This window comes from Kosmotoga pacifica (assembly GCF_001027025.1).
Lineage (GTDB): Bacteria > Thermotogota > Thermotogae > Petrotogales > Kosmotogaceae > Kosmotoga_B > Kosmotoga_B pacifica.
Genome location: NZ_CP011232.1, coordinates 1,442,506 through 1,464,844 on the forward strand (window position 1 = coordinate 1,442,506; position 22,339 = coordinate 1,464,844).

Annotated in this window: 24 protein-coding genes; 17 read left to right on the top strand and 7 right to left on the bottom strand. The window is 42.7% G+C overall.

What is annotated here, in order from left to right:
• Positions 1–5: 5 nt before the first annotated feature.
• From IX53_RS06640 to IX53_RS06660, 5 genes are all read right to left on the bottom strand, one after another.
• Positions 6–767: an ABC transporter permease gene (locus IX53_RS06640; RefSeq protein WP_047754680.1), complete on the bottom strand. Its 762-nt coding sequence runs from the start codon at positions 765–767 to the stop codon at positions 6–8.
• Positions 757–1,617: an ABC transporter ATP-binding protein gene (locus IX53_RS06645; RefSeq protein ID WP_047754681.1), complete on the bottom strand. Its 861-nt coding sequence runs from the start codon at positions 1,615–1,617 to the stop codon at positions 757–759. Before IX53_RS06645 ends, IX53_RS06640 begins: the two co-directional genes overlap by 11 nt.
• The gene (locus IX53_RS06650) at positions 1,599–1,973 is read right to left on the bottom strand and encodes a GntR family transcriptional regulator (RefSeq protein ID WP_047754682.1); all 375 of its coding nucleotides are present in this window, start codon (positions 1,971–1,973) and stop codon (positions 1,599–1,601) included. Before IX53_RS06650 ends, IX53_RS06645 begins: the two co-directional genes overlap by 19 nt.
• A gap of 109 nt (positions 1,974–2,082) precedes the next feature.
• Positions 2,083–2,877, bottom strand: coding sequence for an SDR family oxidoreductase (locus tag IX53_RS06655; RefSeq protein WP_047754683.1), 795 nt, complete (start codon positions 2,875–2,877; stop codon positions 2,083–2,085).
• A 43-nt stretch (positions 2,878–2,920) separates the two neighbouring features.
• Positions 2,921–4,120 (bottom strand): FprA family A-type flavoprotein, encoded by a 1,200-nt coding sequence (locus IX53_RS06660; protein ID WP_047754684.1) that lies wholly within the window; start codon positions 4,118–4,120, stop codon positions 2,921–2,923.
• A gap of 110 nt (positions 4,121–4,230) precedes the next feature.
• On the opposite strand from IX53_RS06660, the gene IX53_RS06665 reads away from it, so the two are divergent.
• The 12 genes from IX53_RS06665 (at position 4,231) to IX53_RS06720 (ending at position 17,419) form a co-directional block, all read left to right on the top strand.
• Positions 4,231–4,503 (top strand): CPF_0552 family protein, encoded by a 273-nt coding sequence (locus IX53_RS06665; RefSeq protein ID WP_047754685.1) that lies wholly within the window; start codon positions 4,231–4,233, stop codon positions 4,501–4,503.
• 22 nt (positions 4,504–4,525) lie between these two features.
• Positions 4,526–6,526 carry a vWA domain-containing protein gene (locus IX53_RS10565; protein WP_053001228.1) on the top strand — a complete coding sequence of 667 codons (2,001 nt, stop codon included), beginning with the start codon at positions 4,526–4,528 and terminating at the stop codon, positions 6,524–6,526.
• A gap of 54 nt (positions 6,527–6,580) precedes the next feature.
• Positions 6,581–7,264 (top strand): hypothetical protein, encoded by a 684-nt coding sequence (locus tag IX53_RS06675; RefSeq protein ID WP_047754686.1) that lies wholly within the window; start codon positions 6,581–6,583, stop codon positions 7,262–7,264.
• Between the two features lie 55 nt (positions 7,265–7,319).
• A complete protein-coding gene (locus IX53_RS06680; protein ID WP_047754687.1) occupies positions 7,320–8,240 on the top strand; it encodes an ABC transporter ATP-binding protein in 921 nt (306 codons plus the stop codon).
• 13 nt (positions 8,241–8,253) lie between these two features.
• Positions 8,254–9,420, top strand: coding sequence for an ABC transporter permease (locus IX53_RS06685; RefSeq protein ID WP_047754688.1), 1,167 nt, complete (start codon positions 8,254–8,256; stop codon positions 9,418–9,420).
• Complete coding sequence (locus tag IX53_RS06690) at positions 9,413–10,477, top strand: ABC transporter permease (RefSeq protein WP_047754689.1); 1,065 nt, start codon at positions 9,413–9,415, stop codon at positions 10,475–10,477. The genes IX53_RS06685 and IX53_RS06690 overlap by 8 nt, the downstream gene beginning before the upstream one ends.
• 62 nt (positions 10,478–10,539) lie before the next feature.
• Positions 10,540–11,697 (top strand): amidohydrolase, encoded by a 1,158-nt coding sequence (locus IX53_RS06695; protein WP_047754690.1) that lies wholly within the window; start codon positions 10,540–10,542, stop codon positions 11,695–11,697.
• Between the two features lie 148 nt (positions 11,698–11,845).
• Positions 11,846–12,922 carry a HesA/MoeB/ThiF family protein gene (locus IX53_RS10570; RefSeq protein ID WP_053001229.1) on the top strand — a complete coding sequence of 359 codons (1,077 nt, stop codon included), beginning with the start codon at positions 11,846–11,848 and terminating at the stop codon, positions 12,920–12,922.
• 12 nt (positions 12,923–12,934) lie between these two features.
• A complete protein-coding gene (locus IX53_RS06705) occupies positions 12,935–13,123 on the top strand; it encodes a MoaD/ThiS family protein (RefSeq protein WP_047754691.1) in 189 nt (62 codons plus the stop codon).
• 137 nt (positions 13,124–13,260) lie between these two features.
• Positions 13,261–14,607: a cyclic 2,3-diphosphoglycerate synthase gene (locus IX53_RS06710; protein ID WP_047754692.1), complete on the top strand. Its 1,347-nt coding sequence runs from the start codon at positions 13,261–13,263 to the stop codon at positions 14,605–14,607.
• A gap of 59 nt (positions 14,608–14,666) precedes the next feature.
• Positions 14,667–16,055 (top strand): TldD/PmbA family protein, encoded by a 1,389-nt coding sequence (locus IX53_RS06715; RefSeq protein WP_047754693.1) that lies wholly within the window; start codon positions 14,667–14,669, stop codon positions 16,053–16,055.
• The gene (locus IX53_RS06720) at positions 16,052–17,419 is read left to right on the top strand and encodes a TldD/PmbA family protein (protein WP_047754694.1); all 1,368 of its coding nucleotides are present in this window, start codon (positions 16,052–16,054) and stop codon (positions 17,417–17,419) included. Before IX53_RS06715 ends, IX53_RS06720 begins: the two co-directional genes overlap by 4 nt.
• Here IX53_RS06720 and IX53_RS06725 read toward each other — a convergent pair.
• Positions 17,381–17,899, bottom strand: coding sequence for an NUDIX hydrolase (locus IX53_RS06725; protein WP_053001230.1), 519 nt, complete (start codon positions 17,897–17,899; stop codon positions 17,381–17,383). The genes IX53_RS06720 and IX53_RS06725 overlap by 39 nt on opposite strands.
• Before the next feature lie 13 nt (positions 17,900–17,912).
• Here IX53_RS06725 and IX53_RS06730 point away from each other — a divergent pair, with 13 nt between their 5' ends.
• Complete coding sequence (locus IX53_RS06730) at positions 17,913–18,308, top strand: thioredoxin family protein (protein ID WP_169746206.1); 396 nt, start codon at positions 17,913–17,915, stop codon at positions 18,306–18,308.
• 383 nt (positions 18,309–18,691) lie between these two features.
• Positions 18,692–19,114 carry a DUF7670 domain-containing protein gene (locus tag IX53_RS06735; RefSeq protein ID WP_047754696.1) on the top strand — a complete coding sequence of 141 codons (423 nt, stop codon included), beginning with the start codon at positions 18,692–18,694 and terminating at the stop codon, positions 19,112–19,114.
• A 312-nt stretch (positions 19,115–19,426) separates the two neighbouring features.
• Here the strand turns inward: IX53_RS06735 and IX53_RS06740 are convergent, their stop codons facing one another.
• Positions 19,427–20,071, bottom strand: a complete 645-nt coding sequence (locus IX53_RS06740; RefSeq protein WP_047754697.1) for a TIGR00153 family protein — start codon at positions 20,069–20,071, stop codon at positions 19,427–19,429.
• 84 nt (positions 20,072–20,155) lie between these two features.
• Here IX53_RS06740 and IX53_RS06745 point away from each other — a divergent pair, with 84 nt between their 5' ends.
• The 3 genes from IX53_RS06745 (at position 20,156) to IX53_RS06755 (ending at position 22,336) form a co-directional block, all read left to right on the top strand.
• Positions 20,156–20,647, top strand: coding sequence for a transcription repressor NadR (locus IX53_RS06745; RefSeq protein ID WP_047754698.1), 492 nt, complete (start codon positions 20,156–20,158; stop codon positions 20,645–20,647).
• Positions 20,648–20,871: 224 nt separating this feature from the next.
• Entirely contained in the window at positions 20,872–21,282 is a 411-nt protein-coding gene (locus IX53_RS06750) for a hypothetical protein (protein WP_047754699.1), read from the top strand.
• A gap of 73 nt (positions 21,283–21,355) precedes the next feature.
• Complete coding sequence (locus tag IX53_RS06755; protein WP_047754700.1) at positions 21,356–22,336, top strand: 4Fe-4S dicluster domain-containing protein; 981 nt, start codon at positions 21,356–21,358, stop codon at positions 22,334–22,336.
• Positions 22,337–22,339: the final 3 nt, after the last annotated feature.

Consider the following 22,339-nt stretch of genomic DNA (forward strand, 5'->3'; position numbering starts at 1 on the left):
CGGATTCAGAATTCCCGCTTTGTGAATACGAGATAGTCAAAAATCGTTATCGCAAAAGCGATTACGAGAATCACTCCAGAGGCTATAATCTGAACTCCTTCATTATAAATCCTGGAACCCAGGATATAAGGATACAGATTAAGAAACTCCAAGGGTTTAAATAGCCCAAGGATGGGGAGACCTATTATCATGGCCATCCCAAGAATCAGAGGTTTCGTCTGGTCACTAAAGATGACCGAGAAAAAGATGAAGATCGAATAAAACAGAGTTCCTCCTATTAACTGGTGAACCAACCCTTCGAATGTTAGTTCAAATCCCGTACTGTAACCCATCAGGTTCATAGTAACAGGGCCCAGTATGGAGAAAATAATGATTAATGCGAAAATAACCCCGAGCCCAGTCAAATATTTCACGAAGAACACCCTTTTCCTCGTCAATCTAGAGAGGAGAAAATAGATTGTTTTTTTGTCTATCTCCCTTGCGAATATAGGAATAGAAATCACAAGTATGAGGAGTGGTATGAACTGACCGAAATTCTTCCCCTGCCACTGGCTGAAAAGATAATAATCGTTGTTGTCGATGTTGTTTAGAAGGTCTTGCTTTGCAATAAGTTTTTTTGCGAATTCCGGGATATCTTCCGTAGTAAGTCCTTTTAAAAGATTAACAGCAGTCTCTTTCATCGCCACAGTTGCTATCAGTGCCACTATGAGTAGCAATGAAATAACGACCAGTGTCATCTTCAATTCCCTTATCTCTTTATAAAACATTGCGCTCACCTCTTATCACAACCTGGAAAAACTCATTCAGGTCTGGCACATAATATTCATGATCTTCTTTCAGAGAAAAGTTTTGCTTTTCAGTATTGATCAGGTATATATGTTTCCCATTTTGCTTGCAATAAGAAACGACCCTATATCCAGAAAGCTCAACCCTTTTTTCGCTCTTCAGAATGATGTAACTCTCCTTAATTTCGTCAATAGAACCCGAGAAGTGTATCTTTCCTTTGTGCATAATTGAGATCTTGTCCGCTATTCTCTCGACTTCAGGTATGATGTGTGAAGTGTATAGAACAGAACTTCCTTCGATAACGAGGTCGCGTATCATCTCGAGAACATCGTCCCTTTTTATAGGATCTAAACCCCAGGTTGGTTCATCAAAAATGTACAACTTTGCCTGTCGTGCAAGTATTAATGAAAGATAGGCTTGAGTCTTCATGCCATGGGAAAAAGTTCCGATTTTTTGGTTCAATGGAAGTTGAAATTTATCGAAGAATTCTTTCGCCTTATCGGTACTAAAGTCATCAAAGAGCTTTTCACACATTCTAATAGCTTGCTCACCTGTCAGAGATTTGTAAAAGTTCTTCTCATCAGGAACAAAGGCCACCTTATCTCTAACCGAATCGATGTCCTTACCAAAGAGCTTGATATCTCCTTTGTAGTTCACAAAGCCGAGTATCGATTTAAGCGTAGTTGTCTTTCCGGCTCCATTGGGCCCAAGAAGAGCATGCACCTGTTGTGGTTGGACGATAAAATCGATACCATCAATGGCCCTTATACCACCATAATTTTTCCTGAGATTTCGAATGATAACCGGTATACTCATTTCGTTTCGTTCCATATTGAAAATACCACCTCCATGAGTTCCTCCAATGAAACCCCATTCCTTTTTGCACTTTTGATGGTTCCAGCCAGTTCCTTTTTCAACCCCATAAGAAACCCTTCTTTCACTTTAGAACGCTCAGAATTCACGAGAAAACCGATACCCTGCCTTGCAATCAAGATGCCCTCAAGCTCCAATTCTTTATATGCTTTAACAACAGTATTAGGGTTTACCCTCAGGCTTGAGGCGAGTTCTCTAATCGAAGGCAAAACATCGTCGCGTTTCAATTCCCCTTTCAATATTTTTCCTATGATCGCTAGCTTTATCTGTTCGTATATGGGTATTGCTGAATGTATGTCGAGTTTTATGAGCATATTGACACCTTCCAAATGATTTGAAATTACATATCTTACTGTACTATAACACATAGTACAGTTTATTGTCAAATCATCCACGGACAAGTTGGGTTGATTCTGTCAGGAGCTATTCTGCGTAGATCATTTTAATGGTCATACCACCATCTACGACGAAGTTTGCACCTGTGATGAAGCTCGCCTCTTCAGAGGCCAGAAAAAGACAGACTTTTGCGATATCTTCTGGCCTTCCAACTCTCCCTACTGGGTGCTGTAAATGGTCAATGGCTCTGAGGTTCTCTCCGGATACATTTATCCAGCCAGGACTTATGGCATTTACCCGTACCCATGGGCCGAGACTAATAGCTAGCGAATGGGTCAGGGCGATTAGGCCACCTTTAGCGGCTGAATACGGTTCGGAATCAGGTTCTGACATCAATGCCCTTGTAGATGCGATATTGATTATAACGCCCTGCTTCGGGACGTTATAACCGGTACTTTCAAGGAGATTCATTTCCTCCGGGGTTTTTCTCCGACCTTTTGAAAGGTATGGTGCACAGTATTTGGAAAGCATATAAGAAGATCTTAAATTAACAGCTAGAATGCGGTCCCACTCCTCCATGCCGCGGGTGTAGATATCTCTTGTCCAGCCTATTCCTGCATTGTTTATCAGGATGTCTAAGGTTCCAAAATTATTCACAACTTCTTCCACACCTTTTTCTACTTCTTCTTCATCGGCAACATTCACCCTGACATAAAGGAGATTCTCACCTGAATCTGCTCCTTTAAGTAGCTTCCTTGAATTGGCTTCGTCTGTGTCAAAAAAAGCCACCCAGGCGGAATGCTTCAAAAACTCCAGGACAATAGCTTTTCCTATACCTTTTGCTCCGCCTGTAACCAGTACAACCTTTCCGTTGAAATCCATAGTTTGCCTCCTTAAAAAGCTACGTGCCGATAATTCGAAGCGTTCAACTCTTTATCGCTTTTGCCATATTCCTTCCAAGCAATTCACATTTTTGCAGATCTTCATCATTGGGTGAATGAAGCGCCTCTATTACCGGTTCAACAAGTGTCCAGTCTTTGTTATTTCTATTGGCGAACTCTTCAAGCTCTTTCAAGGCACCACCGCTCCAGCTATAAGAGCCGAAAACGCCTACATACCTATTTTTCATCATCCTGTTTTCCAGAGCAGAAACGAGCTGTTTCATGGGTGGAAATAATTCCATGTTGTATGTACAGCTACCCATGATAAGGCCTTTGAATCTCCATATGTCTCTGATTATAAAAGACAGGTGGGATTGGGTTATATTGTGAAGTCTTATTTTTTTAACACCTTCAGAACACAACCCACTAGCGACAGCTTCCATCATCTTCTGAGTGTTTCCATACATAGAACCATAAACGAGTACCACTCCCTCTTCTGTTTCTTGTTTGCTCCAGCGATCGTAGAGTTCTATTATCTTTGAAGGATTGCTCCTCCAGACGGGACCATGAGTTGCTGCAATTATTTTGATTTCCAATCCTTCGAGTTTTTTGAAAGCACGCTGAACCATTCCACTGTAACGCCCGACGATGTTAGAGAAGTAGCGAAGTATTTCGTCTTCATAGTATTCCAGGTCGACCTGATCATCAAATATACCTCCGTTGAGAGCCCCAAAACCACCAAAAGCATCACCAGAGAAGAGGGTTCTTGAGGTTATATCATATGTCATCATAGTCTCAGGCCAGTGCACCATGGGAGTCAGGTAGAATTTGAGTTTGTGCTTTCCAAGCTCGAGGACCTCGCCATCTTCCACGGAAATGGTGTTTTTGGTTACCCCGTAGAATCCTTCCAGGAACTGAAGAGTCTTTTTGTTCCCGATTATCTTCAGCTCAGGAAAGGCTTCAACGAGAACCTTTATAGCCCCAGAATGATCCGGTTCCATGTGATTGATTATCAGATAATCGACAGCTTTTCCTTTAGGTAGCAGGGCCTTAATCTTATTGAGGTACTGCGAGAAATACCCGCCCTTTACCGTATCTATGAGTGCCACTTTTTCATCGAGTATCATATATGCATTATATGAAACGCCTTTTGGAAGTGGCCACAAAGACTCGAAGAGATGAGTTTCATTGTCATTGACGCCTATCCAAAAAATCCCATCGTGAATTTTAATACCTTTGTGCATAGTATCCCTCCTATTTTTTTACTCTCTGCATAATTCTATTATAGATGAAAGGCTTTCAATAGTAGAATAGTTATATAATCTACTTGACTTTTATGGAAAGGGGGATAAGTATGGACAAACTTCCTATCAAAACGGTAATGGTGGTAATGGTGGATCACAGAAAGGAAGTAGCGACGAAAGTGCAACAGATTCTTACAGGTTGGGGATGTCTTATCAAAACGCGCCTGGGTCTGCATGATGGCGTTCTGGATAACTGTTCTGACGTTGGCCTTATAATTCTGGAGCTCGTGGGTGAGGAAAAACAGCATCAGGAACTTTGCAGAAAATTAAATTTGTTGGACGGTGTAAAAGCAAAATACATCAGCCTCTCCTTCGACGACTGACAGTACAGGGAGGAATGGTAATATGAAGCAGTTGTTGTTGCTTTTCATATTCTTTTTTATTTTCACCTCGCTCTTTGCGCAGTTAAATATTCTGAGTGTTGATACATCTGATTTCCCGTTGATAACATTGAAGATCAGTGGCGAAGAAGCGACGGCATCTTCAATCCAGGTATACGATGGCGGTGAGCGCGCCGAGTTGTACGAATTCGGCATGGATTCAGTGGAGGACAGAAAGCCCCTCGATATTGTTTTCATTATAGACAATTCTGGTACTATGGGTGTGAAGATAGCCGCTGTAAAAGATAAGGTGGCGTCTATAGCCGAAGAAATGCGAAAAAATGGTTATGATCTGAGGTTTGCTGTCATTGGCTTCGGCACAACAATAAACCATGAATTCACAAACATAAAGGGGTCGAGGTTCACAACTTCAATCGAAGAGCTTCAGAAACAGCTCAATGAAGTCCTCAGTTACGTTGGTGGAGCAGACGAGTGCCAGATAAGAGCCCTGTATACAGCAGCAAGCTATGACTTCAGAAAGGAAGCGGGAAAAGTACTTATCCTGATCACTGATGAAGACAGTCATCAGAACCCCGTAAACGACTCGTTTTACCCCAGATTGATAGAAAAGATAAATAGGTTGAAGTTAAATGTTTTTGTACTTTATCAGGATCCGGACGAGAGATACGAAGAGCTAGCGAAACTGAGTGGCGGTAAAGCGTTCATGTTCGGAGAAGACAATTTTGAGAAAGCCTTCGATGAACTTTTCACTCTGCGAAGATTCACGAGCACGTTAAGTTTCTTCTTGCCGTTAAGCTATCCGGTCTTGAGCTCCGGTGATGAGCACGAGTTGCGAGTGAGGAATCTCGTAACAGGCTCAGAGGCGACCACCACGATTAAAATTCCTGAAGAAAGCAGAACTTCTATTAGGATCTTTGAAATTGATCATTCGAAGTTCCCAATCATTCACTTGAAGGTCAGCTTGAATACCTATAATCAGACGCTTTACGAGAATGCGATACGGATATATGAAGACTATAACCTGGTTAAAAACGTGGAACTTATCGCGTTGAGCAGAAGAATAAACGCCCCGGTAGATATAGTCTTCGTTCTCGACACAACCGCGAGCATGATAAATGAAATCAGGGGAATGGTGGATAGTCTCATTACTTTCACGGAAATCCTCGAAAGTTCGGGACTCGATGCGAGAATTGGATTGATAACCTTTGGAGACGAATTGAGAACGCAGTACGACCTGACAGACAACTTTGTCAAGATCAAAAAAGCTCTTGAAGAACAGTACGCCACAGGGGGAGGGGACATACCCGAGAATTCCCTTGATGCAGTTATGCGGATTTCTGAATTCACCTTTAGAAAGAACGCTCAGAAGATCGTGATTCTCATAACCGATGCTGCCCCCCACTACCGCGGAGACGGTTCACACTTCTCAGCGTATTCCGTTGGAGAAGTCAGAGAATTTCTTCTTGAAGAAGGGATCACATTCATCTTGGTGGGGCCTGATAAACCGGAAGAATTCCATGAACTTAGCAAAGATGTCCCCGGGAAATTCATAGAAATTTCTTACGCTCGTGCCCGAGACTTTGGTACTATTTTGAACTCCATAGCGAGAGAGATTTCATCTCAGTACGAAATAACTTACAGATCGCCTGACCCCATCACTCCCGGACTAAGGCGTGTGCACGTTGGTTATGGAATAGTCGGAGATTCCACAGTTTATACAATACTGCCCCCGATTGATTTTGAGATAAATTCTTTTATAGCAAAACCATTCATTGTCAGGCCTGGAGGGACTGTTGAACTCAGATGTACGACTTATCCAGATGAGTTGTTGGCTTTCGAATGGTTAGTAGAAGCAGGAGAAATCATTGAGACGATGGGCAACAGGGCTATATGGCAACTCCCCGCTGAGGAAGGGGCATTCATCGCTACGGTCACTGTGAAGTCTGCTAAATTCACCAAAAAAGCGGAAGTTGTTGTGATGGTGCAGGAAACTCCGTGTGAATAACAAAGAAGATCTTAATTTCGGTTATTTAATGATATATTTAGATAAGGGGGGAGTTTGACGGATAGGACGAGAATCATCTGGTTGCACAGAAAACTGTTGAAGGGTGAATACCCTTCACTGAGGGAAATGGCACTAGTCTTCAAAATATCGATCAGACAGGCCGAAAGGGAAATAGGTTATTTTCGGAAGATCTTTCGTGCACCTCTCAAGTATTCAAGGAAATACGGTGGTTACTACTACTCTGAACCTTTCGAATTTCCATTGCTCTTCAATTCTGGAATTCCTGATCGAAGAAAAAGCCCTGTGGCTTCCGCTTTTGAACGAGCAATCGCTAACAGAGAGAAGCTATTTATGCGCCTGAACGATAAATCTGGCATATTCATTCCATATTATTACAATGCTTCCAGGGAAAGCCTGATAGGTCGTTTTGAGGATTCTATGCAGGTAATGGAAATTATTTTGGGGGAATTGAAGCTTGTCAAAATAATTGATAAGCAACATTATGAAGTTCCTATTTTTAACTCTGAGAAAACTTTTCCATTAAAAGTAAAAAGAGCCAAAGTGAGATTGGGTTCAGAGTTTATAACTCTCATATATGAAACTCTTCAGGATGTAATTCAATGGCTTCTTGAAAACAAGAAAGCAAAGCCAACAATGATTTCCCCCAAAAGACTTATTAAAGAATTGCTGGCGATTTCCAGAACAATCGAAAAAGCGGTGGATATTCACACACATTAAATTCAATACCTTTTCTTTTAGCAGACATTCGGGCCTTCAGGGAAGGAGGGAACATATGACAGTTGCAATAGAAATAAAGGACCTGAAAAAGCACTATGGAAATGTGAAGGCCGTGGATGGCGTATCTTTTGCTGTGAAAGAGGGTGAGTGCCTTGCAATACTTGGACCAAATGGCGCTGGAAAAACAACGACCATTGAAATACTCGAAGGTTTGCGTAAACCGGATGCAGGTGAAATATTTTATTTTGGAAAAAGAGTTGAAAGAGTAGGAAGGGACATCAAGGAAGTAATAGGCGTCCAACTTCAGACTAGCTCGTTTATGGATTATCTCAACGTTAAGGAGACCATTGAGTTCTTTGGTGGACTCTATTCGAAATCACTGAAGCCAGAAGAATTGATCGAATTGGTGGAACTTCAGGAGAAAGCCAGGGCGAGAGTGAAAAACCTTTCCGGGGGTCAAAAACAGAGACTTGCAATAGCAGTGGCCCTGGTTAATGACCCGAAGATAGTCTTTCTCGATGAACCGACAACAGGTCTTGACCCCCAAGCAAGGCGCTTGCTCTGGGACACCGTTTTGAAACTGAAGGAGAAAAAAAAGACCATCATTCTTACAACTCACTATATGGAAGAAGCCGAGTACCTCGCCGACAGAATCGTGATAATTGATCATGGAAAGATCATTGCCGAAGGTACCTTAGAAGAACTAATAAAAATGATCGAAGAGAAAAATGTGATAGAATTCAGCTTATCCGACTCTCACGATGAGGTGTTTTCCGTTCTCGCAGAACACTTCACTACTCTCGAGAAGCAAGATGGAAACAGATTTTCTCTCTCAACCACCGATGTAGAGAAGTCTCTGGCGCAGATCTTTAAGATCGTGAGTGAACTGGAAAATAGCATTGAGAATGTAATGATAAGAAAACCAAACCTCGAAGATGTTTTTTTGAAGCTTACAGGTCACAGCCTGCGAGATTGAGGGGTTGATCTCGTTGAAACGGATCTATTATTTTCTCAAGTTCTCTTTGCGTAATGATCTCAGACAATTCGAATCTTATTTCTGGTCTATAATTTTTCCTATTATACTCTTTTTGCTCCTCACTTCTATTTTTGGGAACATAGGAAATCCGGATAGTTTAAAGTTCAATGCGGGAATAGTGAAGGGAGAAAATCTCGCCGGTCCTGGTATGATTCTTGACGAAGTGCTCAGGGGGATATCGGGAGAAAATGGTCCTTTCGCTATCACGGAATATTCCTCCCTTGAAGAAGCTCAGAAAGCTTTGAAGGACGGAAAGATAGAATTGGTATTGAATATACCGAAGGGAACGAGCTCCATGCTTGGGGCTTCATTGATTTTCAAAGGCAATAAGCTCTTTCATGCAGAGCTGGAAATTATTTATATTTCAGGAAAGCAGAGTTCTGAACTAGCAGCTGACATAATGTCGTCCATTCTTGAGCAGGTCAATCTCGAAATCGCGAGAAGGTGGGAAACTGCGTATAAAGAGGTGAAAGTTAGCACTAAAACGGTAACGTCGGAGAATGAAGAGAGCTTTGACTACAATACATTTCTCTTTCCCGGTGTCCTGTTGATGGCTATCCTGATCGCATCATTGATGGATAGCCCCTTAAACCTCACCTTTTTCAGGGAATCGGGGTTCAATAAGAAAGTTTATGTTACCCCCATCAGCCCCGTAGAATATCTGACAGCCCATTTTATGAAAGTCATCGCAGTAAACCTTCTCGCAGTCATACTGTTATATGTAGTGGCTCTCAAGTTTTATTCCGTTGATAGAGCGATTCTTTCACCCAGGTTCCTCGGTTCGATTTTATTCTCTCTGGTGGTAATGATTCCTTTCGGCCTGATGGTAGTTTCACTGGTCAAAAAGTCTTCCAGTGTTATGGTAGTGGGACAGCTTTCTTTTCAGGCCATGATGTTTCTTGGCGGTCTTTTCTTTCCGGTATTCAACATGCCTTCTGGGATGAAAATCTTCGTGTATATCGTGCCAACGACCTATCTTGCCGAGCTGATGCGCAGAGGAATCGGATACGAAATCGGACCGATGTCCGATTCATTACTGGTACTGGTTCCTTCTTTATGGGCTATCGGAGCGGCGCTGGTCTTTGTGCTAAATTTCAAGAAGGTGATGGGTTATGAATAAATTAAAGCAGTTATGGAGAGTTTTCATAGCTTTTTTAAAAGAATCCTTTAGAAACAGAGTAGAGTTTTTTTTCGGCCTTATGCTTCCTGTGCTGTTTCTCGTCATGTTCGGTTATATCTTCGGTGGGGAGGAGAATGTCTCTTCATTGAAAGTTGGTCTCTTTTCTTCTGATTCAGAGAGCATTTCATGGATAACCGATGTTGGAGGTTTCGAATTCATCACTTTTGCCTCTACTGAAAGTATGATGAAGGCGTTGAATAACATTGAAATCGGGCTTGCCCTTCAACTTTCTTCTGGAGAACTTACATTCTACAAAGTGCAGGGGAACCCGTCTCTGGAAGGAGAAATTGCTATCGCTCAAAGTGCGATTGTAGCGGCTATTGAAGCCCATCTCAACGATGTGGAACCTGTAATCACCGTTAAAAAGACTGCTGTGTCTTCTGGTATCTTCATGGCCACGGGCTCTGACTATATAATGTCCGGTGTGATAGGGATTTCAATACTTTCGTCAGGGATGTTCGCAGTCATTTCTTTGTTCGGAAGATATCGAAAGAAAGGCATCCTCGACCGTTTCAGGGCAACTCCTATGGACCCGATCATATTCGTCCTGGGAAGCACATTTACCCGCTTTCTTATGAGTCTTTTTTCCGTGGTTGTGATCATGTTTATCAACAGAATACTCTTCAACTCGAAGATAAGGCCGGATTGGTTACCTTTAATCGTTGTCATCATCTGTTCGACACTCGGTATGATGGCGCTGGGCTTGCTACTTGTTCTAATTTTCAAAGAGCCCCAAAGTGCGCAGAGTGCCGGTGATGTGTTGTTTTTCTTGATGACATTCGCCTCGGGAATTTATTTCCCGATAGCTTTTCTTCCAGAATTTCTAAAAAAAGTCTCCCTTGTACTTCCTGTTACCCATACAGTAAGACTCATACGGAGTACGATGGGTATTATTGAAGTGAATAGGCTGGAATTTTTGTCAGTAAATATTATTTTCGCTGTTGTGGGTATGCTACTTCTGATAACAGTTTCAAGGTTGTTTCTCAGGGCTCGCTAACATAGGCTTTTTATCTGGTAAAATAAAAATAGTTAGCATACCAAATTTTTGGAGGGGATACTGTGGATCTTTTATTCAAGGGTGGTACAATTTATCCGATAACTTCAAAACCTTTCAAAGGAGATATTTTGGTTCGCGAAGGAAAGATTTTACAGATCGCAGAAAAGATCGATGTAAAAGATGCAGAAGTGATTGAGGTTACGGGGAAATATGTCTTCCCGGGTTTTGTGGATGCTCACTCTCACATCGGCATTTTTGAAGAAGGTGTCGGAGGGATATACTATCAGGACGGTAACGAAATGACCAACCCTCTTACACCGGAAGTGAGGGTCATAGATGCGTTCTATCCTGAAGACCCCGCCATCGATAGGGCACTCGCAGGTGGAGTTACAACTGTCATGGTAGTGCCGGGAAGTGCCAATCCTGTTGGCGGTCAGGGAGCGATTTTAAAATTCAAATCGAAAATCGTGGATGAGATGATAGTAAAAGAACCAGCCGGGCTAAAAATGGCCACGGGTGAAAATCCTAAAAGGGTATATGGTTCCATGAAAAAATCTCCTGCCACAAGACTTGGTGTCGGTGCATCCATTCGCCAGTATTTCCAGAAGGTGAAAAATTATATGGCGAAAAAAGAAAAGGCGAAGGAAAAAGGTGAACCTTTCACCGAAGTAGATCATCAACTGGAAATCGGCGAAAAGGTTCTCAGGCGTGAAATTCCAGCACGCATTCATGCCCATAGAGCGGATGATATTCTCACCGCCATAAGGATTTCAGAAGAATTTGGTTTCGATCTCGTTATCGAGCATGCCACAGAGGCCTATAAAATTGCGGACTATATAAAGGCTAAAGGAATTCCTTTAGTACTCGGTCCTATCTTTGGTTTTAGAACGAAGCTCGAACTGAAAGACATGACTTTTGAGGCGATAAAAATAATCAATGAAAAGGGAATACTCGCTGCTATGATGTGTGATCACCCCGTGATCCATTTAGAACACACCTCTATTCAGCTTGGCACAGCCCTCAGATATGGTGCCCGCGAAGAAGACCTTTTGAAGATGGTAACCATAAATCCAGCGAAGATACTGGGAATAGATGACAAGGTAGGTTCTTTAGAAGTCGGAAAGGATGCGGATATTGTTCTATGGAGCGGCCACCCCTTTGACTTCAGATCAGTGGTAGAGAGAGTTTTCATAGAAGGGAAAGAAGTCTTTAAAGTTTAAAGTTATTAAGGAGGAAGCCCAGCTTCCTCCTTTTTTAAGTCAATATATGATAAAAATGGTAGAATATATTTAGGTACGTTCAGTCAAACGAGTGGAAACCTTCAATTCCTGGATATTTATTGAAATATGATCGGTGGAGGTCATTCTTATGGAGGATAAACTCATCAAAGCTTATTTCGAAAGACAACTCCTGATAAAGGGTATCGACATAGAACTCCACAAAAATATCTCGCAACTGACACTCAGTTGCCCTCGTACCAGAGTTGAATCGGAAATCGTTCAGCTGCTTTTCAGAGCCGGGTTCGTGAGCCTCTCTTCATGTTATGATTCGAAAGACCTCGCAATTTTTCGGGCAGTGATGCCCTTTATGCAGGTCTCGAAAGAACCTGACATCATTTTTCAGACCTCTAAAAAGGAGATATCCATCGAATATAGCAACAAAATCTGGGTGAATATTCCCGAGGGATTGGACCTCATCTTTGCTCCATTAGTAGCCGCGCTTGTGTTCTTAAGTGTGATGAAAAAGGAGAATATATCCTTCGCACCGGAGAACATCCAGCTTCCACTAAATTTTGAAAGCGTTCCCCCTGATGGGAAGGTCATGATAGTTGGAGCTGGTGGCCTTGGTTCGCCGGTTATTGAATTTCTCCTGAGAAACGGTCTTGAAAATCTTATCGTAGTGGAGCCAGATATCCTCAGTGTTTCAAATATCCATCGGCAGACCCTTTACACGAGTGAAGAGATAGGAATGAAGAAGAGTGATGCTCTGAGGAAAAAGCTGAGTACCCGTAACAACGTTTCCTTGAAGACATATAGTGAACGTTTCGATTCTGAAATGTTGAAAGCGGAGACCCCCGATCTCGTTGTAGCCTGTGTCGACAATTACGCGACGAGATATGCCATAAACGATGCATGTTATAAAGAAGGGATCCCCTTTATTGACGCCGGTGTCGAAGGTTTCTCTGGATATATAATGCCCCACAGACAAAGAGATGCATGCTATAGGTGTTTTATCGGTGATGATAGAACCGATAAGAAAGGACCAAAACCTATTCTCCCATTCACCAGCTATTTTGCGGGAATGTTGGAAGCCGCTTATGCCTCGAACATTTTGAGATGTCCTGATAAACCTATGAAAGGGTTCTGGTTCGACCTCAAAAACCTCACTTTCACGGGATTTGAGGTCGAAAAGCGCCGAGGATGTTCGGTATGTGATAGATTTTAAGGGGGTGAGAGTGTGGACGTAGTCTACGGCGATAAGAAGTGGTCATTTGAAACAGAACTGACAGTAGCCGAACTGCTGAAAAAGATGGGACTCAGCAGGGAGCCTGTCCTCGTAATGGCAGATGGAAAAATAATTGAAAAGAAGGACATAATCCGTAAGAACTCGAAAGTTTTGATAATAAATGCCGCTAATGGCGGATGATTATGCATACTGAAGCATACCTGTGTATAAAAAGTTTTCATGGACATCTTTTCCCCTCATCAGGTCTGCCTGACTCAGGTCGTTTTTGAAGCTTTTTACAAAGGCTGTTAAAATCTTTCCGATAACTGAAAATTTATATGGAGGTGAATTTAGTGGCTAAGAAGAGAGTCATAATCATGGGTGCTGCCGGAAGAGACTTTCACAACTTCAACACTTATTTCAGGAACAACCCGAACTATGAAGTAATTGCCTTTACGGCAACCCAGATCCCGGGGATCGAGGACAAGAAATATCCCGCTGAATTGGCCGGGGAACTCTATCCGAATGGGATCCCGATATATTCAGAGGAAAAACTGCCTGAACTGATAAAGGAGTACAACGTTGATCACGTCGTTCTGGCTTACAGCGACCTTCCTCATCAGTACGTTATGGAGAGGGCGGAAATCGTCCTCGCGGCAGGTGCCGACTTCATGTTACTCGGCCCTAAAGAAACGATGATAAAGTCCACAAAACCCGTTATTTCTGTGTGTGCTATTAGAACAGGCTGTGGAAAGAGCCAGACAACGAGAAGGGTACTCGACATCCTCAGGGCGAAGGGTAAGAAAGTCGTTTCCATAAGGCACCCCATGCCTTACGGCGACCTTGTAAAACAGAAGGTCCAGAGATTCGCTGATTACTCCGACCTCGACAAGCACGAATGTACCATCGAAGAGCGCGAGGAATATGAACCTCATATCGACAGAGGTTCCATCATTTATGCTGGTGTTGACTACGAAGCCATTCTCAGAGAAGCCGAGAAGGAAGACGTTGATGTGATCCTCTGGGACGGTGGAAATAATGACTTCTCTTTCTATAAGAGCGACCTTTACATAACAGTTGTTGACCCTCACAGACCGGGACACGAGATTAGCTATTACCCCGGAATGGCCAACCTTGTCATGGCTGATGTTATCGTCATTAATAAGGAAGAGACAGCCTATCCTGAAGGAATTGAAAAAGTGAGACAGAACATCGCAAAGTATAACCCCAACGCCATCATCGTCGATGCTGCTTCCCCTCTAACAGTGGAGGACAGTGCGGCGATAAAGGGCAAGAAGGTACTCGTTGTCGAAGATGGTCCCACTCTGACCCACGGTGAGATGAGATATGGCGCCGGCTGGGTTGCCGCGAAGAAATATGGGGCAGCTGAGATCATCGACCCGAGGCCCTACGCCGTCGGTTCAATCGTCGACACATACAAGAAATACAACCACCTCGATCAGATACTGCCGGCTATGGGATACGGCGAAAAACAGATGAAAGAGCTGGAAGAAACAATAAACAACGCTGACGCCGACCTGGTGATCATCGGAACCCCCATAGACCTGAGGAGAGTTATCAAGATCAACAAACCGGCTATCAGGGTAACCTATGAACTTCAGGAAATAGGTGAACCTACACTCGAACAGGTCATCGATGATTTTCTTAAGAGAAATAATATTTGAATCTAATTGAACGCGTGCCGGGAGGGTTTCCTCCCGGTTTTTTTTCAAGGAGGGAGAGGATGATAGCAGAACATATAATAGAAGCCATGCTTGTAGAACTCCTTAAAAAGGGTGCAGAGTTTGCCGATATATTTGTTGAAGAGAGAAATTCAAACAACATCTCAATGACCGGTGGCAAGGTTGAAACAGCTTTGTCTGGTAAATCCTTTGGCGTGGGTGTTAGGGCCACGATAGGAGTTCGAAGCATATACGCTTATACGAACGAGTTAACTGAAAACGCTCTTATGGCTGTTGTAGAGGGAATTGGTGATATATTAAATTCAAGACCAAAGAGAAATGTGCGAATGAGCTTTGAAGAGAGAAAAAACGAAAATCGCCATCTTTTTATCTTGGAACCGGCTTCTGTCAACAAAGCTGATAAAGTAAAGATAATGAAAATGGCTTCCGAAGGCGCAAGAAATGTTTCAAAGCTTATTACTCAGGTATTGGTAAACTACTTTGATTACGATCAGAGAGTCTGGATATACAACTCAGAAGGATTGAAGACTTTTGACCGAAGGCTCCGAACTAGACTGATGATCGAGGCTGTCGCGACGAAACCTGGTGAAAAAGAGACAGGTTTCTACGGTCCAGGAGCGGCTATGGGATTTGAGTTCTATAACACCTTCGATGTTTATGAAGCAGGTCAAAAGGCAGCTCGCATTGCTGTGAGGATGATTGATGCAGAATATGCACCTGCGGGGAAAATGCCTGTTGTCATTTCAAATGGATTTGGAGGTGTGATCTTTCATGAAGCCTGTGGACATGCTCTTGAAGCTACCTCTGTTGCCAAGGGGGCTTCGGTCTTTGCCGGGAAGCTTGGCCAAAAGGTCGCTGCTGATTGTGTGTCTGCTGTTGACGACGGGACAATTCCCAATGCCTGGGGATCTGCGAACATCGATGATGAAGGTACTCCTACCCGCAGGAATGTACTCATTGAAAATGGCATTCTAAAGAGCTATCTTGTGGACAAGTTCAATGGGAGAAAAATGGACATGGAGAGTACGGGCAGTGCCCGACGCCAGGATTATCGCTATGCTCCGACATCGAGAATGAGCAATACTTTCATACTTCCGGGCGAATACTATCCTGAAGAGATCATTGCCAGCACTGAGTACGGCCTTTATGCGAAATCCATGGGTGGGGGATCGGTCATTCCTGGAACAGGGGAATTCAATTTCTCAGTGCGTGAAGGCTATCTCATTGAAAAGGGTAGGATTACTAAACCAGTTCGAGGTGCCAAATTGATCGGAAAAGGTTCTGAGGTTCTCTGGAAAATTGACATGGTGGGAAACGATCTCGCCCGGGCACAGGGTATATGTGGCTCCAGTTCTGGGAGTATAACGGCCGATGTTGGTCAGCCCACAATAAGAGTTTCAGAATTGGTTGTCGGGGGGCGAAATAAATGAATCTAAAAGAGTTTAAGGAAAAGGTTTTCGATTACGCTAGCAAAAAGGGACTAAAGGACTTTGAGCTTTACCTTGAAGTGAAGCGCGAATTCGAAGTAAGTGCACAAAAAGGAAATCTTGAAAATTACAAAAATGCCAATCTCCTCGGTGCGAGTTTTAAACTCATAGAGCAAGGCAAGGTAGGGAGTTCTTTCACTGAAGTTTTTTCTGTTGAAGCAGCCCAGCTGCTTGTTGATGAAGCAATGGAGAATTTGAAAATCATAGAATCCGAATATGAGGATTTCCTTTATGATGGCTCTGGAAATTATAACAGCAGGAACTTCTACCGTGGTGAGTTCGAGAAGCTTTCCCAGTCGGAACTCATTGAAAAGGTTATCAAACTTGAGGAAGGTTTGAAGAACCGGGACAAGCACATCACAATGGTGCCCTATAACAACCTTGGATTCCGTGTTGAAGAAATTTATATCGCCAATTCAAGAGGGTTAGATCTTTACTCTAAAAACGATGGCGGCCATGTTTTTGCAATGGGATTAGCGAGCAACGGTGAAAACCCCAAAAGTTCCTTTAATGCTCTTGTGGGTAAAGAAATAGGAGATCTGGATATAGAAGCCCTTTCTGACAGGATAGTTTCCGATCTCAAAGTGCTGATGAACTCCTCACCTGTGAAGAGCGGAAAATACAACGTAATCTTCAGAAATGACGCCTTCGCTTCGTTTATGAGCGCTTTTTCAGATATGTTCTCAGCTGAAAATGTCCAAAAAGGTCTTTCTTTGCTTAAAGACAAACTTGGAGAGAGGATCGGATCTGAAGCATTTACCTTTATAGACGATCCTTTCTTTGAAAGTAGTCCTGTAAATAGGTACTTCGACGATCAGGGTGTCCCCACTAAGAAGAAACTTCTGGTGGAAGAAGGTATATTGAAAACCTACCTTTACGACCTGAAAACTGCAAAGAAAGATAATGTTGATTCCACAGGGAATGCTGTGAAACTCTGGGGTTATAAAGCCCCCACCGGCATTTCTTATTTCAACCTCATAATAAAACCTGGTAAAAGAAGCTTTGAAGAGCTCCTCGAAGAGCTGTGGGATGGACTTGTAGTTATTGAGCTTGATGGTCTCCACTCCGGTGCAAATTCTGTATCAGGCGACTTTTCTCTTGGCGCGAGAGGCTTCAAAGTGGAAAGAGGGAAAATTGTTGGTGGAATTGAAGGCATAACTGTCTCAGGCAATATTTTAAAAGTGTTTAAAAACATAAGATGCTGTGCTAATGATACTGCTTACGGCATGCCAATAATGTCGGTTGATTCATCGGCAGTTTTCTCACCGTCAGTCATCGTTGATGAAATCGATGTAGCCGGTATTTAGAAGTATATCCAAAATCTTTTCCAAAGAACTGTCGATAATTCTCGCAGTGGCTCCCCAGACTACTAGTCCGGGGAGTCTGTATTTTATGGTCTCCTCTCCTGAGGGGAGCCTTATGACCTCCTCTTTCGTTCGTTGAAACAGTGAAAGTTCCACGAAGATGAGTTCTTCCACTTCCTCTTTGTTGAGTCTGAAAACTCTCCTGGAAAGGAGGGCGAGAAAGGGATGGACTTCGATTCTTGACATGAGTGTTTCTGTCATTTCCAGGCAGTGTACAAACAACACGCTATCACGGTCCACTCCGATTTCCTCTTCCATCTCCCTCAGTGCCGTTTCCCATAATTCTTCTCCATTGTCTCGAATGCCTCCGGGAAAACTGATCTGACCGGGATGGCTCTTCAGCTTTCTGGAGCGCCTCGTTAGGATCAAATACGGCTCACCTTCGATGGTAATGACCGGAACGATAACAGCCGCTTCCCTCAACGCATCTCCTCCAGTGATTCACCTTGTTGAAAAGTCTAACACGAAAAGAGTTGATATAATCACTGTTGAATACCTCACGAAAGGGGATCTTATGAAGGAAGTATCCTTTTTAGAACTTAAGAATGAAATGAACGAGGGCCTCGTGTTAATCGAAGTGTTTACGCCCACGTGTGGTGTATGTACAGCCGTACAGAAAAAACTCCAGGGGATCGAAGAAGACTACCCCGAGTGGAAGTTCTATTCCATAAACATGTTGGAGAACCCCGAAGTTTCCGGAGAGTTCACCGTATTCACAGTCCCGACAGTCATCGTTTTTCATAATGGAAAAGAACTCAACCGCTGGGCCAGAAATTTCGGCATGGGCCAGATTACTGACTATTTGGATAGAGTAATGGAAATGCTTTTGTAAAAGCCTGGAATCGCTGCGCGATTGCTATGAACCACTGCGTGGTTGTCTTGAACCGCTATGCGGTTGATAAAAAGCGACTATTGATGGGACAAAAGCTGATGGAGTGTCTATAAAAACCGAGTGACGAGTTACGAGAGAGAAGACAATGCTGGTAAGCATACTTCGCAGGGGTGCGCCCAGCTTGCGCTGGAGGTAAATTGTTTCTTGTGCGTAGCCTAGAAACTGGGTATGGGGTATGAGATTATGAGTATAGCTTCCTCTAAACCCTTTATCTAAGACTCTATACCCCAAAACACTTGTGCTAATTTAATGAAAGAGGTGATAGAATCATAGTTGAGGACGAAATTTTAGTTTGTCTTCAACTAATCTGTGGAGATGATGTTATGGAAAGCAACGGTGAGCTTGAACAGAAAAAAGCAAAAAGATTGCTCCTGATAACAAGAATCTGGTCAACAGTTGTCATAGCATTTGGTCTATTTATATTTCTTGGTTATGCTATCCAATATTTAACAACGGGAGTAGCAGATCCGAATCTAGCGGAAAATTATCCTTTCATAGAAAACATCCCACCTATTTTAATCATGGTAAGTATTTTTGGTCTCATATTAGCATGGAAATGGGTATTCGCAGGTGGCTTAATGGCCATTGTTTTCAGTGTTGCTAACTTCGTAATCTTTCTAATTCATTGGCCCTTATCTGAAAACCTCAACTATCTCATTGCTCCCTACGGAATAAATCTGCTTATCCTTATCCCGGGAATATTGTACATTATCTACTGGGATAGATTGCGAAAACAAAAAGTATGAAAGAAATATAGCAGCTATAAGAAAAACAGGTCTAGGGTAAAAGACTCGGGGTTTAGTGCCTAGTTGTTAGGGTTTAGAGAAAACTCAACCCCATACCCTATATACTTATTCTCATAGACAACTCCGCAGGAATTCATGGCAATCGCGCAGTGATTCTTAGCAATTTTTTCTCTTACCACCGAAGGTGCATAGTCATTCTGCAGGAGTGCAAAGCCGTGACGAAGTCACGCAAAACCTGGGTGAAACCCAGCATAGCCCGGCGAAGCCGGAAAATCTCGTAACTCGCCACTAGTCACTCGATACTTACGCAGATCAAACCCTTCTTTTCAGGATAACTATTTCTATTCTATCCGAGCAATCCTCCGAAAGGTCTGCGAGGTTACCTATGTGCATCACGAGCTCTCTCAATTGCATTTTTTCAGCCAGAGGGAGTTCTTTGGAATATATCTTTTTGATGAGTTCTCTCTCGAATATATCCTCTTTATGTTCAAGTTTTTCCGTCTCGATGACGTATTCACCAGCTTTTTCAAGATCCTCAAACATGGCTTCAGCGGCTTTCTTGACGACTTTAAAAGTTTCGTGCGATAATTCCAATTGCTTCACGATCTCAGCATGAAGAGTCTCTGGAATGTCCATTTTCTGGAGAGATATTTGGTCAGAGATACTCTCTGCATTGTTTGCGATTCGATCGAAGCTCTCAACAAGCCCCAGCAAATCTCCTCTAAAGTTCGGTAAGAAAGCTCCCTGATACATTTCCGATTCCATCTTTCGTCGAATACTGTCAGCGTTCGTTTCCCTGATGTGAACCTCGTTATACAGTTCTTCCAGTTTTTTGGAATCGTTTTCTTTCAGTGCGAAAATGAACTCTTTCAGAGCTTCTAAGGTTTCTTCCACAGCGTCAAGGTGTTTTTTAAAAAGTTCGATAATCAGAATTTCCTTCTTTCCAAGAAACAACATTTTATCACCACCTGTTTAAATTATACATCAGCAATTTCCATCTGTTGAAATATCATACTGTTATAATTTATATGAGGTGGTATTATGAGCAAGGAAGATCATGTTTTGCAGATACTGAAGAATTCACAGTTACCTGTTACAGGCAATATGCTTTCGGAAAAACTGAATGTTAGCAGGCAGATGATCGTACAATACATCGCTAGTCTGCGAGCTAAAGGTCATAGAATCGTTTCTTCTCCCAAAGGATACCTTCTAGCCCGGGAATCGGAGTCAGTTAAAAAGCTCGTCGCTGTAAAACATTCAGAAGAAGAGATTTATCAAGAACTCCTCGCTATTGTAAAAGCTGGCGGCAAAATCCTTGATGTCATCGTTGAACACCCTGTGTATGGGGAAATACGGGGTATCCTCGATATTGAAAGTGAGGAGGATATCGTAAGATTTATAGGACGCTTAAAAGCATCGAACGCTGTACCGCTTCTTGAACTCTCCGGAGGTGTACATCTGCACACCCTCGAAACAAAAGATGAAGCCACTATGCGTAGAGTCCTCAACGCAATTAAAGAATACTTAATATAACCTTTTAAATATTTTACGCATTATTTAACCCCCCTGGTGATTGTTTTTTTATCTTAATTTATATCTCTATGATACTCTTGTTAAATTTTGAACAAATCTGCTATCATAATTTTGTCCCAGCAATTATTGCTGATGTGTTAAACTCCCAATTTTCCCGGTGACTTACACCGTCTTTCCCGCCTTACAATACAGGTCCGTATTATTTTCCATCAGGGGGAAAAGAAATGTTTGCCTTACATGTGAAATGCCCGCATTGTTTTAAAAATCTCATGAATTCAAAAGAATTAATCGATGATCATCCGAGCATTCAGTTAAATGTCTCCCATGGTGATTATCACGGGACTATATGGATGAGCGCTGTTTATGGAAGCTATAGCTATACAATGACATTTGAAATACCTGATGGGGAGATCGCGGAGTTCTTTTGTCCCCATTGCGGGCATTCTCTTATTGGAGATGTTGTTTGTCCTGAGTGCTCGACAAAGACCGTGAAACTGGAACTGGAAAAAGGCGGATTTGTGCATTTTTGTCCAAGGAAAGGCTGTAAAGGACACCTGATCACTTTCGATTCAAGGAACTCGCTTATTGAAGAAGCTTACAAGCACTATCAATATATGGAACCTGAAGAAGATTGATGTATCTCTTTTTAAGGGTGATGAGAGTTATTTTGCGATTTCATGTGAAAATAATCACTAAGGGGCGATAAGCATGCTTTGCTATCCTGAAGAGTTTATGGACTATTTACTCGAAACTGGAAAAAACGTATATATCCCCATCAAGCACGATAGAGAATATTTTCTCGAGGTGCTTACCGAAGAGAATAAAAGAGATATTTCCGTGGGAGGGTTCAGGCCTGTCGACCCGATAAAGTTGCTATTGTTTCCAGCAAGAACTGATGTGTTGAATATCGTCGAACCCGTTGAAACCATCATCTTTGGGGTGAATAACTGTGACCTTCAAGCTATAGATTTTCTCGACAGGGCATTGCTGGGTGATTATCCTGACCCGCATTACCTTGAAGTCCGAGAACATACGCTTTTAATTGGAATTGACTGCGGGGAGATAAAAGAAAGCTGCCACTGCGTTTTGCAGGGGTATGAGCCATATCCGGAGGGTGTTTGTGATCTGGCAGTTTCCGAAGTTGGCGGCATGTTCGTGCTAAGAGAAAATTCTGAAAAAGGGAAGGCTTTATTAGAGGACTTTTCAAAACATTACAGGGTGCTTGAAGAAACTCCAGGTATTGATTGGGTGATAGAAAAAAACAGGGAATCCATCAGAGAAGAACTCATGCGTCTGAACAGCGGCTGGTCAGTTTCTTCACATGTACGGGAAAGAAAGCTCAAAGTTTCCAGAGAAGCGGTAGATTCTTGCATAGAATGCGGCGGATGCAATTTTGTCTGTCCTACCTGCTACTGTTTCCTGCTGAGTGATGAAAGCAGAGAGGCTCATTTTTCAAAAGTGAGGGCGTGGGATGCCTGCCAGCTCAAGGGCTATGCGCGCGTGGCGGGTGGTGGTAACCCCAGGGATGCATTGTATGAACGTTTCAACCATAGATATGCCTGCAAATTTACTTACACAGTCAGGCAGTTCAGAATCAGCGCCTGTACAGGTTGTGGACGCTGTATAGATGTTTGCCCAGCGGGCATTGATATTAGAACCACAACGCGAAAACTTGCAATTGAAAAGTAGTGG

Coding starts and splice junctions, on each gene's coding strand:
- IX53_RS06640 (WP_047754680.1), bottom strand. CDS start 767: ATGTTTTATAAAGAGATAAGGGAATTGAAGATGACACTGGTCGTTATT.
- IX53_RS06735 (WP_047754696.1), top strand. CDS start 18,692: ATGGAAAGCAACGGTGAGCTTGAACAGAAAAAAGCAAAAAGATTGCTC.
- IX53_RS06645 (WP_047754681.1), bottom strand. CDS start 1,617: ATGGAACGAAACGAAATGAGTATACCGGTTATCATTCGAAATCTCAGG.
- IX53_RS06715 (WP_047754693.1), top strand. CDS start 14,667: ATGATAGCAGAACATATAATAGAAGCCATGCTTGTAGAACTCCTTAAA.
- IX53_RS10565 (WP_053001228.1), top strand. CDS start 4,526: ATGAAGCAGTTGTTGTTGCTTTTCATATTCTTTTTTATTTTCACCTCG.
- IX53_RS06665 (WP_047754685.1), top strand. CDS start 4,231: ATGGACAAACTTCCTATCAAAACGGTAATGGTGGTAATGGTGGATCAC.
- IX53_RS10570 (WP_053001229.1), top strand. CDS start 11,846: ATGGAGGATAAACTCATCAAAGCTTATTTCGAAAGACAACTCCTGATA.
- IX53_RS06710 (WP_047754692.1), top strand. CDS start 13,261: ATGGAGGTGAATTTAGTGGCTAAGAAGAGAGTCATAATCATGGGTGCT.
- IX53_RS06755 (WP_047754700.1), top strand. CDS start 21,356: ATGCTTTGCTATCCTGAAGAGTTTATGGACTATTTACTCGAAACTGGA.
- IX53_RS06690 (WP_047754689.1), top strand. CDS start 9,413: ATGAATAAATTAAAGCAGTTATGGAGAGTTTTCATAGCTTTTTTAAAA.
- IX53_RS06720 (WP_047754694.1), top strand. CDS start 16,052: ATGAATCTAAAAGAGTTTAAGGAAAAGGTTTTCGATTACGCTAGCAAA.
- IX53_RS06750 (WP_047754699.1), top strand. CDS start 20,872: ATGTTTGCCTTACATGTGAAATGCCCGCATTGTTTTAAAAATCTCATG.
- IX53_RS06655 (WP_047754683.1), bottom strand. CDS start 2,877: ATGGATTTCAACGGAAAGGTTGTACTGGTTACAGGCGGAGCAAAAGGT.
- IX53_RS06740 (WP_047754697.1), bottom strand. CDS start 20,071: ATGTTGTTTCTTGGAAAGAAGGAAATTCTGATTATCGAACTTTTTAAA.
- IX53_RS06680 (WP_047754687.1), top strand. CDS start 7,320: ATGACAGTTGCAATAGAAATAAAGGACCTGAAAAAGCACTATGGAAAT.
- IX53_RS06745 (WP_047754698.1), top strand. CDS start 20,156: ATGAGCAAGGAAGATCATGTTTTGCAGATACTGAAGAATTCACAGTTA.
- IX53_RS06650 (WP_047754682.1), bottom strand. CDS start 1,973: ATGCTCATAAAACTCGACATACATTCAGCAATACCCATATACGAACAG.
- IX53_RS06660 (WP_047754684.1), bottom strand. CDS start 4,120: ATGCACAAAGGTATTAAAATTCACGATGGGATTTTTTGGATAGGCGTC.